Origin of the sequence: Bacillus sp. FJAT-27245 (assembly GCF_001273955.1) — a bacterium.
In the GTDB taxonomy this organism is placed as follows: Bacteria; Bacillota; Bacilli; order Bacillales; family Cytobacillaceae; genus Bacillus_D.
In genome coordinates this window covers 364,627-378,975 of the sequence record NZ_LIGI01000001.1, presented here as the reverse complement: position 1 = coordinate 378,975, position 14,349 = coordinate 364,627, and the positions used below count along the sequence as shown (strand labels likewise).

15 protein-coding genes and 1 other annotated feature are annotated in these 14,349 nt (G+C 47.0%); of the genes, 6 read left to right on the top strand and 9 right to left on the bottom strand.

Annotation, left to right across the window (positions count from 1 at the left end; genetic code table 11):
- Positions 1 to 98: 98 nt before the first annotated feature.
- Positions 99 to 689, bottom strand: coding sequence for a DUF1836 domain-containing protein (locus ADU24_RS01800; RefSeq protein ID WP_053365029.1), 591 nt, complete (start codon positions 687 to 689; stop codon positions 99 to 101).
- Between the two features lie 137 nt (positions 690 to 826).
- Between ADU24_RS01800 and trhA the strand changes: the two genes are divergently transcribed.
- Together trhA and brnQ are read left to right on the top strand one after the other, a co-directional pair.
- A complete protein-coding gene (gene trhA, locus ADU24_RS01795; RefSeq protein ID WP_053365028.1) occupies positions 827 to 1,474 on the top strand; it encodes a PAQR family membrane homeostasis protein TrhA in 648 nt (215 codons plus the stop codon).
- Between the two features lie 325 nt (positions 1,475 to 1,799).
- Positions 1,800 to 2,052, top strand: a binding site (T-box leader).
- Between the two features lie 53 nt (positions 2,053 to 2,105).
- Complete coding sequence (brnQ, locus tag ADU24_RS01790; RefSeq protein ID WP_053365027.1) at positions 2,106 to 3,437, top strand: branched-chain amino acid transport system II carrier protein; 1,332 nt, start codon at positions 2,106 to 2,108, stop codon at positions 3,435 to 3,437.
- Positions 3,438 to 3,473: 36 nt separating this feature from the next.
- On the opposite strand, the gene ADU24_RS01785 is transcribed toward brnQ, so the two are convergent.
- The 3 genes from ADU24_RS01785 to ADU24_RS01770 form a co-directional block, all read right to left on the bottom strand.
- A complete protein-coding gene (locus ADU24_RS01785; protein WP_053365026.1) occupies positions 3,474 to 3,947 on the bottom strand; it encodes a flavodoxin domain-containing protein in 474 nt (157 codons plus the stop codon).
- A 315-nt stretch (positions 3,948 to 4,262) separates the two neighbouring features.
- Positions 4,263 to 5,597, bottom strand: coding sequence for an amino acid permease (locus ADU24_RS01775; protein WP_053365024.1), 1,335 nt, complete (start codon positions 5,595 to 5,597; stop codon positions 4,263 to 4,265).
- Between the two features lie 32 nt (positions 5,598 to 5,629).
- Positions 5,630 to 6,337, bottom strand: coding sequence for a DNA alkylation repair protein (locus tag ADU24_RS01770; protein WP_053365023.1), 708 nt, complete (start codon positions 6,335 to 6,337; stop codon positions 5,630 to 5,632).
- A gap of 523 nt (positions 6,338 to 6,860) precedes the next feature.
- Here ADU24_RS01770 and ADU24_RS01765 point away from each other — a divergent pair.
- The 3 genes from ADU24_RS01765 (at position 6,861) to ADU24_RS01755 (ending at position 9,170) form a co-directional block, all read left to right on the top strand.
- Positions 6,861 to 7,544, top strand: coding sequence for a CAP domain-containing protein (locus ADU24_RS01765; protein ID WP_082307013.1), 684 nt, complete (start codon positions 6,861 to 6,863; stop codon positions 7,542 to 7,544).
- Positions 7,545 to 7,748: 204 nt separating this feature from the next.
- Positions 7,749 to 8,465 carry a DUF3784 domain-containing protein gene (locus ADU24_RS01760; RefSeq protein WP_053365022.1) on the top strand — a complete coding sequence of 239 codons (717 nt, stop codon included), beginning with the start codon at positions 7,749 to 7,751 and terminating at the stop codon, positions 8,463 to 8,465.
- Between the two features lie 129 nt (positions 8,466 to 8,594).
- The gene (locus ADU24_RS01755; protein WP_053365021.1) at positions 8,595 to 9,170 is read left to right on the top strand and encodes a histidine phosphatase family protein; all 576 of its coding nucleotides are present in this window, start codon (positions 8,595 to 8,597) and stop codon (positions 9,168 to 9,170) included.
- Positions 9,171 to 9,273: 103 nt separating this feature from the next.
- Here ADU24_RS01755 and ADU24_RS01750 read toward each other — a convergent pair whose 3' ends face one another.
- The 5 genes from ADU24_RS01750 to ADU24_RS01730 form a co-directional block, all read right to left on the bottom strand.
- Complete coding sequence (locus ADU24_RS01750; protein WP_053365020.1) at positions 9,274 to 10,584, bottom strand: DUF4179 domain-containing protein; 1,311 nt, start codon at positions 10,582 to 10,584, stop codon at positions 9,274 to 9,276.
- Positions 10,577 to 11,098, bottom strand: coding sequence for a sigma-70 family RNA polymerase sigma factor (locus ADU24_RS01745; RefSeq protein ID WP_231689545.1), 522 nt, complete (start codon positions 11,096 to 11,098; stop codon positions 10,577 to 10,579). Before ADU24_RS01745 ends, ADU24_RS01750 begins: the two co-directional genes overlap by 8 nt.
- 101 nt (positions 11,099 to 11,199) lie before the next feature.
- The gene (locus ADU24_RS01740; RefSeq protein ID WP_053365019.1) at positions 11,200 to 11,922 is read right to left on the bottom strand and encodes a hypothetical protein; all 723 of its coding nucleotides are present in this window, start codon (positions 11,920 to 11,922) and stop codon (positions 11,200 to 11,202) included.
- A gap of 29 nt (positions 11,923 to 11,951) precedes the next feature.
- Entirely contained in the window at positions 11,952 to 12,419 is a 468-nt protein-coding gene (locus ADU24_RS01735; protein ID WP_231689544.1) for a GNAT family N-acetyltransferase, read from the bottom strand.
- A gap of 203 nt (positions 12,420 to 12,622) precedes the next feature.
- Positions 12,623 to 13,576: an urea transporter gene (locus ADU24_RS01730; RefSeq protein WP_053365018.1), complete on the bottom strand. Its 954-nt coding sequence runs from the start codon at positions 13,574 to 13,576 to the stop codon at positions 12,623 to 12,625.
- Between the two features lie 390 nt (positions 13,577 to 13,966).
- Between ADU24_RS01730 and ADU24_RS22450 the strand changes: the two genes are divergently transcribed.
- On the top strand, positions 13,967 to 14,086 hold the full coding sequence (locus ADU24_RS22450) for a DUF4023 domain-containing protein (RefSeq protein ID WP_082306774.1): 120 nt from the start codon (positions 13,967 to 13,969) through the stop codon (positions 14,084 to 14,086).
- Positions 14,087 to 14,349: the final 263 nt, after the last annotated feature.

The following is a 14,349-nucleotide window of genomic DNA, read 5'->3' as shown; positions in this document are numbered from 1 at the left end:
ATACGCAAAAGAACCTGGACTTGTTATCCAGGTTCTTTTTCGCGTTAGTTTCGCCAACAATCTTTAAATTGTCCAACTTCACGGAACATTATATTGGTTTAGTTTTTGCCATGGCCATCCCGGCCGTCCTCCTTCAGTTGGTCGGCAAGCTTTTCGGCTAGCCGCCTGTACATCGTACTCATATTGACGAGCGAGGCAATGAGAAGGATTGTTTCCACCTCATTGTCTCCTCCGTGCACAAGCCCATTTTCCTTTTCAACTGCATTTTTTCGCCGGAGAGCTTCTTCACGAAAATTGCGTTCATTTTCAGAAGACAAAGAAAGGAATGCCGAATAGAAGTCTTCGAGGTTCAAATCGCCATTTGCCGCGCGGTCATTGATGCCGCTTAATACCGCTTTAATGTCTGTAATCGATAACGAGCCTTTCAGTTGGTAAATAAGGCTAATCAAAATCAGATGCCCGCGGGTATATTTTTTCTTTTTGATGGGTAAAAGCAGATTGCCCTTCGCATAATTGTTGATCATTGTTTTCGTAAGGATTTTTTCATCTTCGTTCCGCCTCGTTTCCGCGAAAGCCTGATCGAAAAGCTGAATCACCTGATCCATGTATAGGTCAATTGAAGGCATCTCCTCGAGACGAATCTGTTTATCTAACCCAAGATTATCAATTAGTTTTTCCAAGCCTTCCATTAGCAGCCTCCATAACTTCAAGTTGAATTAATTACATTATACAGGAATCCTCAAAAATTGTTGACTACTTATCGCATTAGTAATATTGTTATATGTAGTTATTAAAACTACATTACACGTTAATTGGAGTGTGCCAAATGAAAATGTATATACGCGAACCAATCAATGGCTTAACCCATCTTGCCGGTGCTTTGCTATCGTTTGCCGGCCTTCTCGCCATGGTCATCAAGGCATCGGCAGCCGCCGCTTCCCCGCTGGCAATTTCAGCTGTAATCATTTTTGGCATCAGTATGATTCTGCTTTATTCCGCCTCGGCCACCTATCATATGGTTATGGCCAAAGACCGGGTAATTGCTTTTTTGCGCAGGCTCGACCATTCAATGATCTTCGTATTGATCGCCGGAACTTACGCGCCCTTTTGCCTTATTAGCCTGAACGGCATGACAGGCTGGCTGATGTTTGCGATTATCGGCACGGCAGCCGTAAGCGGCGTCATTTTTAAGATGGTTTGGTTCAATTGCCCGCGCTGGCTGTCCACGGCCCTTTACATCATTATGGGCTGGATGATTATCTTCGTCGCATCGCCGCTCGCTGGGACAATCCCAACTGAAGGACTCGCCCTCCTGATCCTGGGCGGGGTAATATACACAATCGGAGGAATCATCTACGCCACAAAACCAAACTTCCTCCGCACAAAAAACATGGGCTTCCACGAAATCTTCCACATCTTCATCCTACTAGGAAGCCTCGCCCACTTTCTCAGCATCTACCTTTATGTTCTGTAGTAGTGCCAGGCACCCGGGTGTGAAGTTTTTTGCCCCACTTGGGTGCCTGGGCACCGCTTTTCCCTGACAACCTAACCCGATTCCAGACTCCGCTTGTCACTCATACGCGCTTTCTTGCTTTTTATCACCTCTTTTAGCCACGCTTTTATTCACAAATAGCGGCCGTTAATTTTTTCCTTCAGGGAACGCTTACATTGTTGAAGGGGTGGGGTTTTGCTTTTAGTGCGATTTTTGTTGCTGCGAGGGCAATAGTTTAAATTGTCAAAAAAGTAATTGACACAACCAACAGCCTCTGTTAAATTATTTTTAAATAAAAAATTCGATCCTAAATTCGATGACGAGAAGAGTAAGCTGGGAAGACTGTTCCCTAGAGAGCCGGTACATGGTGCAAGCCGGCGTCCAGTACCTGGCCGAAAATCATCTCCGAGATGCAAAGCTGAAAGATGATCCCAAGTAAGCTTTGACGGTTTTTCCACCGTTACAACGGAACACGTATGAATCGTACGTTGGCTAAGTGCCGCATGCCTTTTGGCCGTGCGGAAGTAGGGTGGTATCGCGAGTATTAACTCGTCCCTGTATTTTTACGGGGGCGGGTTTTTTATTTTACAATAACAAAAAGGGAGAGTTAGTGATGAAGAAATTTGATACATTGTTTATCGGATTTATGTTATTTTCAATGTTTTTTGGAGCTGGCAATCTAATTTTCCCTCCAATGCTTGGCGCCTTATCAGGTACATCCTATTGGCTCGCAATGGCGGGATTTGTCCTTACCGCGGTTGGCCTTCCGCTTGCGGTCCTGATTGCCGTTTCACTTGTAAAAGGAGGGGCGGAAGCACTTGCCAGCAGGGTACATCCTACATTCAGCACGATTTTTATGGCTGTCGTTTACCTCTCAATCGGGCCTTTCCTTGCAATCCCAAGGAACGCATCCGTTGCATTTGAAATGGGCGTCCTGCCTTTAGCTCCTGAATCACTAAATAAAACCGTGGCATTGCTTGTATATTCGGCTGCTTTCTTCCTCATCGTTTACTTGACAGCACTGAACCACGAAAAGATGGAGAAATATATGGGACGCTGGATTACACCAGTCCTACTTGTTTCGATTGTCGCACTTTGCACTGCCGGCTTCGTAAAATTGGGCGGGAATTTCACCGCTCCAACCGGAGGCTATGAGAAAGGAGCCTTCTTTAAAGGTTTCCTTGAGGGATACAACACAATGGACGCCCTTGCCGCGCTGGCGTTCGGGATCGTCATCCTGACTGCCGTCAAACAACGCGGCATCAGCAATGAAAAGCAGCTTACCCGCTATACAGTGAAAGCAGCGGTAGTTGCCGGCGCGCTGCTGGCACTGATTTATGTATCGATTGGCTATGTAGGCGGACAAATGGGCGCGGATGGATCGTTTGCAACTGGGACAGAATTGCTCACCGCAACTTCAGCTTTTCTTTTTGGTAAAAGCGGCCCCGCACTGCTTGGCTTGATTTTCACACTAGCCTGCTTTACGACAGTAGTCGGCCTTACCGTTGCATGCGGACAATATTTTTCGAACCTCATTCCAAAATTGAGCTACAAAGCGGTTTTATCAATGGTGTCAATCGTCGGCTTCATCCTTTCAAACATGGGTTTGGCACAAATTTTAAAAGTTTCAGTTCCGTTCCTGGTTACTGCATATCCGCTAACAATTGTCCTTATCACGCTGAGCTTCTTCCATCGCTTCTTTAAAAACCCGCGCCGGGTATACGGAACAGCGATGCTATTTACTGGAGTGTTTGCGGCAATCAGCGGCTTAAGCACCTTTGGGCTGAATCTCGGGCCAATCCTTGCATTAAGAAACGCTCTTCCATTTGCCTCCGCTGGAATGGACTGGGTCGTTCCAGCGCTTGTTGGGACATTGCTCGGCATGGCCATGGGCGGTAAAAACCCGACACCCGCCAGCCAAAGTTCAAAACTGAAAGCATCTTAACGCAACGCAAAAGAGCCACTCCGGCATCGGGGTGGCTCATTTAAATTTTCTTGCAAAAGCGGTTATCTTTTCTTCTTCAAGGGCATCCTGGTCGACTTTCTTTCTCAGTATGGACTTGGCGATACTCTTTTCAAGCCGGTTCAACTCCTGAAAGCGAAGTTCATACCCGAAAATATCCTGGGCCACCGCGCATTTCCTTAACTCCTCGGGAAATGCATGTTCCAGTTCTTTTTCCCGTTCCGCGGCATCCGGATGGGCCCCGCATATAAACAGCCCAAGCCGCTTTCCAAGCAGTTCTTCCCGATGCTTTGCCATGAACGAAGACAGGTTTTTTTGGATTTTCCCGAAATAAATCGACCCTCCGATGATGACCGCATCAAACTCGGAAAGCCGGGGCATGTTAGCCGAAMCCCTTGCTGTCTCTATCTCTCCATCCAGTTTTCCCGCCAACAGCGCAACTGCATGTTCAACCGTCCCATGCTTAGTCTCATACACAATCAATGTTTTCATTTAAACCACCCGCCCCCTTCCTTCACATTTTCCGGGACAAAATACACACAATGGACAAACGCTCCGATGATTGAAAACCTTCCAATAACATTTTTGGACTCCGCCAAGTCAGCGCAGATAGCATCCTTCCTACCCACATTAAGTTGGCTGCAATCCAAATAAACTGTTCTCTTTACCCCCATTGTATCGAAGCAGGTAACTCCATCCCGCCTTAAAATCAACAATATTTTGACTATTTTAAAAAAAAAAAAAAACAGCCCGCTTTGGCCACATAAATCTACGGCCATCCGCGGGCATCACATATGGAAAATAAAATTACTTTTGATTCAATCGATAACCAACAAACAATAGCGCAAACCAGATAGGGGCGACGATAAACGCCACCGCCATTCCTTCAATAAAGGCCATGGCAACGACCACAGCCGCAAGTGCCACAAGGCCGAAATAAGAAGTATAAGGATAAAGCGGCATCGGGAACAGCCCACTACCGCCGCTTCGGGCTTTCCTGAACCTCATATGCGTGACGAGGATAATCGTCCAGCTCGTTACTGCAGCCACTGTGGCAATCGAAGTGATATAATAAAACACCTTTTCTGGAACGATGTAATTAAGAAAAACTGCAATCAGCAGGATGGCAGCTGAAAACAGGACACCGCGTGCCGGCACTCCCGACCTGCTCAATTTCCGGAAGAAGGACGGTCCGTTGCCCTGGTCCGCCAAACTGTACAGCATCCTCCCCGTTCCGTACATCCCGCTGTTAAAGGCGGAAAGGGCCGCGGTAAGGACAACAAAATTAATGATATCCGCCGCCGCGGGCATACCGATTTTATCAAAAATCAGCACAAAGGGGCTCCCAGTTGTCCCGATTTCATTCCAAGGGTACAGGGTCATAATGATTCCAAGCGCGCCGATATAGAAAATAAGGACCCGCCAGATGACATTGTTTATCGCGGAGGGAATCGTTTTCTCGGGATTTTCGGCTTCTCCCGCGGTCAAGCCGATCATTTCAATCCCACCAAAGGAAAACATAACCATCACAAGCGAAAGGAATATCCCCCATACGCCATTCGGGACAAAGCCTTTATTTTCCCACAGGTTCCCAAACCCGGCCGGCACACCGCCATTTCCTAGTCCAAACAGGATTATGGCAAGGCCCACGATAATCATGCACACAATCGCAACTACTTTAATAAGCGCAAACCAGAACTCGAATTCGCCATAGGCCTTCACATTGATCAGATTGACGAGCGTCATCACAACCAGTGCGGCAAGCGCCGAAACCCACTGGGGAACTTCCGGAAACCAATGGTTGATGTACACGCCGACTACCGTAATCTCCGCCATCCCGACGATAATCCAGTTAAACCAGTATGTCCAGCCAGTCAAATAGCCTGCAAACGGCCCAAGGTATTTATTCGCGTATGCACTAAAGGATCCTGAAACAGGGTCGGCAACCGCCATTTCCCCCAAAGCCCTCATGATAATAAAAATTACCGCACCGCCAATCAGGTAGGAAAGCAGGATGGCGGGGCCCGCAAGCTTGATTGTCGCGGCAGACCCATAAAACAGCCCTACCCCAATCGTCCCGCCGAGGGCAATCAGCTGGATATGCCTGTTGCTTAATCCCCTTTTTAATTGATTCTCATCCATACTTCCCGCACCCTTCCGAATTCATTCAAGCATCAGCAAATGCAAGTCTTCTTCTTTACCCCTATTTTTCCTTTTTGCTCAACTTTTTTAATGTAGTCCGTGGCAACCGGGACTTTGCAAGCCGTATTTCCTACATTGACCTGAACTTTGCCAATAACGCCACCAACCCTTACTGCTTCTTCATGAAGCGGTTTGATAAACGAGCCGGCGCATATGACAAACAAGTTCATGACATAACGAACCCTGTTTCTTTCCGAATGGATCATGTTCTCAACCCGATTCAATAGCCCCCTGATTTCATTCAGATCCAGGTCTTCGTCAGGAATAATCGATATATAATTGGCATACGTGCTCCACCCACATACAGCAACATTTTCCTCGCCGGATTCAATCCATTCCCTGGCGAGTTCCAGGGCGTAGTTGCTCTCGGCAGCTACACCGGCAACAGTATATTCCGCAAGCCCATGCCAATTTGCCTTCTCCGCCCATTCCAAAAGCGTCGATTTGTCCATTTGCTTCGGATCCACAGAAAGCCCGGCAAGGTACATGGCGTCGTAATTTCCTGTATTGTAGAGCGCCAATACGAGTTCCTGGTCCTTTTTTACATATTTCACAAGCTTTTTTAAATCTCCAATCTTTACCCCAAAGAGCGGCTCCTTCGCGCCATGCCGCAAAAATGTTTTTTTCGTTTGCTCCGTCCCCATCTCCGCAAGCCTTTCCAATACTTCTTCTACTGTCACTGTCCCCAGCCACCTTTGCATTTAATTCTTTATTATACCATTCCTATTTATAATGGGCAGCAGTCCGGCGCACCTTCCTTTTTATAGCCAAACACCACCTTATTCCATTCATATTTTGCCCATCCGGTCGAAAAATAAGGACGTACCACTATATTGTCCATAGGAGGCATGCAACTTGATAAAAAAGACCGTAGGCATTATGGCCGCCAGTGTCCTGACATTGGGCCTTGCCGCCTGCAACGCCAACGACAACAATAGAAACAACGCCATGGACCACCGAACCGGCGCATATAATGTCCGCGACAACAACGGTGACAGAAACAATGGCCTGTTCGGCATGGACCATGAAGGCCTGCTGACCGAAGAGTGGAACCCAGGGCACGATGATGACCGCAATGACCGGTTCGGCCGTGACAACAGGAATGACCACAATGACAGGTTTGGCACATTTGGCAACAACGACCGCCGTGGCAAGGACCGGAACCGGAACGGCATGTTCAACATCTCCAGCTACGAAACCGATATGGACAGCCAAAATTATCCGGAAACGCGGGCAATATTAGTCCAGCCAGCGAGATACCAGTTCCTCCGGGTCGACCCGCGTACCGGACAAATTCTCAACTATCCGGGCGGATTACAAGACTGGCAAATCTCCTTCCCACAAAATACGGGAGCACAACCCCCAGTCATGCAGCCGGGGCAAACCCCGAACCAACAAGGAATGGCACCCGCTCCGCAGCAAGGCCTCGCACCCTCACCACAACAGGGACAGGCACCTGCTCAACAACAACGACAGGCGGCACCAAAACAAACCACGCCAACAGCCGGTATCAGCAAAGAGGCTCAGCAGGTCATTGACCTCACCAACACCCAGCGCCAGCAAAACGGCCTCCCTCCACTAAAGGCGGATGCAAAGCTAAGCGGCGTCGCGGTGAAAAAGTCACTCGACATGCAGCAGAAGAACTACTTCTCGCACACAAGCCCTACTTACGGGTCGCCGTTTGACATGATGCGAGACTTCGGAGTCACCTATTCAAGCGCCGGCGAAAACATCGCAATGGGACAGCGCACACCAGAGGAAGTCGTCCAGGCATGGATGAACTCCGAAGGACACCGCAACAACATCCTGAACCGCGACTTCACCCACATCGGCGTCGGATTCGAACAAAGCGGCTACCACTGGACACAAATGTTCATCAGTAAATAACTTCGCAAGCCGGCTCCCATCATCGGAGCCCGGCTTTCTTTTTTTAAAAAGAAAAAGCCGTAAATMCCCCGCTTCCTCCATCACCACTTTCCCCATCCACGCGCCCTATCCTAAATCTGCAATTTATTTTTCATCCGCCACAAGCCTAAAAATGGAATTGTATAGTATCCTTGAACAAAAGGCATTAACAAAGGAGGCGTTTTTATGCTGGCTTTATTTTTCATATTAATGGGCACCGCCCTGCTGCTCCTCCTGCTCGGCTGGGCAGTCAGGAAAGGGGCTTACTGGCTTATTTCGGGATTTGCCTTCCGGCCAAAAGAGGAGCAGGAACAATTGATTGAGAATGGGCTGCCGCAAAAGGCTGGAACGCTTTTAATGGCAACGGGCGCCGGAATGATTTTATTGCTGCCGCTCCTATTCACTCCATTTCCTTATGCAATCGAAGTGGCAATCAGCTTCATGCTCATTTTTTTGCTCGGGGGAATAATTTATCTTTCACGCTTTGAAATACCGGCAAAGAGAAAGAGAGCCTATTTTATCACGTCCGGCATCGCCCTGTTTACATTCGCTTCAATCGCGGTCCTCATGTACTTTGGCTACAAGGAAGCGGAGCTTATTTTCAAAAAAGACGGATTTGAAATTACAGGGATGTATGGCGAGGAAATTCCTTACGGGGACATCCGGAAAGTGGAGCTGCTTGATAAAATGCCAAAGGCAACCGTTAAGGTCGATGGCTTCGGAATGGCCACTATCGCAAAGGGAAAGTTCAAACTCGAGGGCTATGGCACGAGCCTCCTGTTCATCCGAAAAGGCATTCCGCCCTACCTGCACATCGAAACAAACAATGGCCACCTTTTCATCAACAGCCCTGACCCGCAAATCACCCGCTCATGGAAAAACAAACTCGCCGAATGGGAGTGAAGCAGGAGTGAAGCAGGAGTGAAGCAGGGGACGTATCTTTTGCTTCACTTAACCAATAAGGTTTTTAAAGAGAAGGAATCCCTTCAAACAATCGAGAAGCTTAACAAAATAACTACATAGGAGGCCATTATGACGAAAATCGGTTTTATCCGCCATGGAACTACGGCATGGAACAAGGAAAGGCGCGCCCAGGGAAGCTCCGATATCCCCCTTGACCAGGACGGGATCGACGAGGCGCGCATGCTTGCAGACAGGCTGTCCGGAGAAGATTGGGATGCCATCTATGCCAGCCCTCTCTTACGGGCCAGGCAAACTGCTGAAATAATCGCAGCCAGGCTCGGAGTCGGCGAAATTCATTTCGACCCAAGGCTCCGCGAAGTCAGCGGCGGCCAAATAGAAGGCACAATTGAAGAAGAACGGATCGCCAAATGGGGCAGCAACTGGCGGGAGCTGGATCTGGGCGTCGAAAAACACGAAAAGATCCTTGAACGTGGCCTCCCCGCCATCCAGGAAATAAAGGATGCCCATCCCGGCAAAAACATTCTCATTGTCAGTCACGGCGCTTTCATCCGGAAAATAGTAAGCGAACTCGTACCAGCGCTGAAAAGTGAACCGCCCCTTACCAATACCTCTGTTACCATTCTCGGGCAGACAGGCGAGGTTTGGGAATGCAGCCTCTATAATTGCACAAAACATATAGGTTAATTTTGAAGCGGGGGACGTATCTCCCGCTTCATTCGGTCCTCGAATAAAGCTACGGATGTACGATGAAAAGGGCAAACCCGGCCAGCGGAGTTTGCCCTTCACTTTATTTAATCCGTATTTTTTCTTCCGACTTGATCCAGGATGGATAATAATTCAGCTCCAGGGATAAAGGATTTTTATATTGATTGAGGCCAGGAATGCTAATCCCAATCTCCGCATATCCCTCTAATTCATATTTAGAAAATCCAGCAGTCAAGACTTCCTTCCCATCCGTGTCTCTCATCAACCCATTGGGAATGTAATTGAACTTCTCCTTCGTTTTCATTCTCAGGGATACTTCGTTTCCATTCGACACTTTTACAAGGCCAAATTTTGCTGGATGAGGCTGCTTTAAGATAGTTTCCTTTTCCGTATCCACTATTAAATAAGCTTCATTCTTGTCAACCGCCTGCATTTTGCCTGGAATCAAATAAAGCTCTTTCGGTTCCCTGAAATAATTGCTCTGAACATAAAGGACCCGTTTGTCATCGGCAACCCCACCGAGTGCAGTAATGCCGTTCGAAATTTTATTCCATGTCTCGCCATGTTCATCCACTAGCCTGATTTCATCAAAATTAAGAATTCTTTTTGAGTTATCAGGGTCCATTTTGACATGAATGGCTACCCTGAGCGGATAGATTTCAACTTTTTCAAAAGTAATTTTCTGTCCCTCGATTGAAACAGTTTTATTCAAAGTGTATTCCTTTTTCGAGGAAATTTCCTTATTCAGTTTAAAATCAACCTCATGTTCTTTTCCCTCAATCTTTACAATTAAATTGAAGGATTTTGCTTCTAGCGGTTCCTGAAAGGTAAAGTCCATGGTTCCGGTAAAGGATTTTTCACCTTCTAGAGAATAATGCGGCATACCAAAGCTAGCACTCCCTAGCAAGAACCTTTTCCCATCTGTACTTTTTAGCCTGGCATCCTGAATAAAAATTTCCTTCCGCTCTGTCACCGTATCAATCGTATAAAACAAGAGCAGCCCGGTTTCATCCGCAATCGCTCTTGTAATCGTAAAGGTGACCCCATTCTTCGTACTTGATACACCTATTTCCTGGTCGTATTCGGATTCCAGCGCGGCAATGATACCTTTGTCACCTTGAATTAAATCAACAAGCTTTGCAAAGCCAGGCAGTTCAGAAATATATCCCGCGAAAGCAGGCGAAAGCCTAATTGAGGTAAAAAAGCTAATTAAAATAACAGCTGCAGCTGCGAGTGAGAATAAGCTTCTCATCCGCTGCTTGGCACGCTTTTTCTCACGCCTGCCCCTTTCAAATCCTTGCAATAGAGCTGCATCCACTAATTCTTCCGGAACAGGAAGGCCATCAACAATCCGTTTGTAGTCGGTAAGCTTTTCTTCTTCAGTACTAGGCACGGAACCCTCCCCCTTTCTCGTCCAGTTTTTCCCTAAGCGACCTCAACGCCCTGTTCAGCCACGTTTTGATCGTACCTTCAGGGTGGTTGAGGGCAGCTGCAATTTCACTGATTTTCAGGTCCTGAAAGTATTTCATTGCCAGGATTTCACGCGACCGGGCATCAAGGCCTTCCATCGCATCTCTGATTTCGAGTCCGTCATGGCACTCAAGCCGCCCTTCTTTATGGATAAATGCCTCATCAAGGACCACCCGCTTCTTTTTGTCCAAAACATCATTGCAGTAGTTGATCATGATCCGAATCATCCATGTTTTGGCGAAAGAAGGTTCCTTAAGTGAGCGGATTCCCTTATAGGCGCGAAATGTCACTTCCTGTACCGCTTCGAGAGCATCCTCTTCATTACGCAAAAATGCGAGGGCTGTTTTGTATAAATCGATCTTGCAAGCCTGCATTAACTCGAGAAAGGCCTGCTCCTCCCCCTTGATGGCATTCCTCGCCATTTTTTCAATATCCACCAGCCCGCCCCCTTTCTATCCATTAGACAGCCGAACTGCAAAAAAGTTTTATATTTTTTTATTAAAAAAGGAACCAACAAGGTTCCTTCTCTGGCAATCTATCATTTCCCCGTCCGAACGGCGGTTTCACTAATTACATAACTCAATTCAAGGCGGCCCAGCCATTTCTCGGCTTCACTTCTGCTCCCCTGGATACCGTTCGTATGCTCATGATACTCTAGCCCCTCCACAGGAAGGTAGCCCACATCCGACTTTGCGATCCGGCTTGCGATCATCACCCATTCGGCATCGGTCATTTTCCCTTTTGAATATTCCTTTATGTATTCGGCATTCGATCTTGAAAACGCGCAGGAACCGGCTGTTATATCGACTTCCTGCCCAAGTTCTAGGGAAACAATTTTATTCGTAATCCGTTCGGTTTCCTTCCACTCGACCGGGTGGGTGTCCATCGCCCGATCCGTCCGGCCGAGAATCAGGTAGTCATAGCCGGGAATCCTCTGGACGATTTTTTTCAATTCCTCCAGGTGATTCTTACCCCACGTCAGCAGCCTGTCAAAATCGCAATAGTGAAAATGCCCGCCATCCCCTTCCAGGCCGAACTTCACCGCTTCCCTCCGCGCTTCAGCAGCGCCTTTTTTGGGGATGACCCTCACATTGAATCTGCTGTGTTCCATCATTTCAATCAATTCAGCGGAGGATTGGTCGCTGATCGCTATGAACAACTCCGAGTAGGTGCTTTCCAGATCATTTTGCAGCTGTCTGAAGAGCTTTATCTTTTTCCCGTCCGGGTCATGAACAACTGTTATAAGGGCTGTCCTTGCCATGTGGTCACCTCATTTTTTAAAAAAGATGCTTAAAAATATGTTGGGAAATATTCCATCGGCTCTTTGCAATGCGAGTAGCCGTTTTTTTCATAAAAACGGACCCCTTCCTCACTCGGCCACACGATGATGAATTCATACTGATTTGCTTTGGCCCATTCATTTATGGTGGATATTAATTTACCGCCGATTCCTTTGCCCCTGTATTCAGGCACCGTATTTACATTCGTCATATAGGCAAAAGGGCGGGTAACCCTGCCCGGGCGCGGCACCTTGTGTATGAGTTCAATGTACATATGGGATATGATCCGCCCTTCTTCCTCAGCGATCCATATAAACCATTGGCCCCCATCCATGGCATCTTGCAGGAAGGCACTGCATTCCTCTTCAAAGACCTTGTAATCACTTTCAAGCACAGCCGACGGGTAGTCTTCCATCGTAAAATCCCATCTCATTTTACTCAACTGCTCAATATCCCTCTTTTCGGCAAGCCTGATCATTCGCTGTTCCCCCCTCAGCTACTATCGATAACTGAACTTCCCCTTTTAACCTGCCTTTTGTTTTCCTTGTCAATTGATTGAAAGTTCGTCCAATTAATGGTAACACGTTTGAATCCTTGCAAGCAAAGGGGAATGGGATTATGGCGGAAATTTCTTTGGGCTAAAGTTTTTAATAAAGTAGGACGGGAACTAATTTACGATTTCTAGAGACCTGGAAGAACCTTTCTTGATGTTAGAATAACCCAGGTAGTTATTACATATGGCATTGTTAATGCAGGCAAACCGTAAGGCATTAGCCACGTATCAATACTCGCCGTCAGCGGAACTGTCAAAATGGCGGCGATCGCCCCGCTTAAAAAGTGGATGGTTCCTCCTTTTCTTTCGTTATAGGCATATCCTGCCGCAATACATGCCAAAATTGCATTATATCCGTAAAGCCCTTGATAGATCACCGTATGTTCCCCTCCAAGCCAGTAAGCAACGAACAACGAAACCACATTTCCTAAAACGGCCAGTAGAGTGTATCTCCACCCTGCGGCGATGACTGCCCCGAAAAGCAGAATCCCTGCGGCTGTATTATCGAGGAATAAAACCTGTCCGAGCCCGCTAACCGCTCCTTCAAGCCAATTAATATGGCCTTCTATGTTCAACTCCCAATGTGACAGGGAAAGAGGTTCAAGTTCAGGAGATAGTTTAAATAACTTCAAACGATAAGGGACGAGCAGCATTGCCCATGTAAAAAGAATGAAAGGAGCGGTCAGTACAGGGATTTTCATACTTCTCATCCAAAACATCATAACCGCGGTCATGATAGGGGCCGCCGCTGCGCCGAATAAGGCAACCACCCATGCATTAGGCCCACTTAATAACAAAGTGAGCCCAAGGCCCGTCAAAACAGAGTTATACCCGAAGATCCCTTTGCTTATTTCATCTTTATCAGCCCCGCCTAATTGGGCAACCAGTGTTCCAATTAATGATGAAATGAATGCGATGGCGCCAAGTTTAAACGACTCAACAGTGATGGCCAGCAAAATAATCAAGCCGGAAATCGCATTTTCAATAAGCAGGACTTGGGATATCCCCCTCAACGAATTAACCAGCAACGTTTTAATACTCTCTTTATTCCAACCCTTCTCCTTATCCCTATCTTTTTCCATCTCCCCGTCCCCTTCAGCACAATTCTTCGCTACTCATTTAGTGTAGGCAGTAGAGCGTTAAACATACGGGTAACTATTGCGGCTGAAGACAATTGGTAAAAAACATCTGTGATTGCATACAAAAAGGCTCCGTAGTGCCAAGTACTTTGCAGAGCCCTTCATTACGCTAATCCCTACTCTTTGGAAAATTCAATCAAACGTTTGATTGAATTCTTAAAAAACAAATTGGAATAGCGAAAAATGCTTTTTTACCATCATAACGAACCGGCCTTTCCTACAGCCGGAGTGTGAAGGACTCGCGGAACCGAAAAGCCACAGGACAACGCATGATTTCAAGGCGCTTTTGGAAAAATAGGCCCATGCACTATATTTTCTAAAGGAGGCACCCCTATGGAAAACACACACCAGTTTGTTGAAAAGCTCCACGAAAAACAAAAAAAGGACGAACAAAACAAAAAACGCCAAGGAAAAGGAAATCCCAGCGAACAACTCCCGAATAAACAGCACTGAAACCAAAGCCCTGCAGCGTTTATCCTGCAGGGCCTTTTTAACGTCCGGCATCATCATCCTTTTTTCCCAAAATTTATACAAATTTATGCTTGTTTTTGAATATTTTGTACATTATTATTATGGTAAGTAGTTCCAATATACCACAAGGGGGTTTGTTAATTGGTTAAATTGAAATGGGCACTTATCGGCGGCCTTGTCCTATGTCTTGGATTAAGTGATGCAGGGGCGGATCAATTCGCTTCAAGGGACCGTGAAACGAAGGC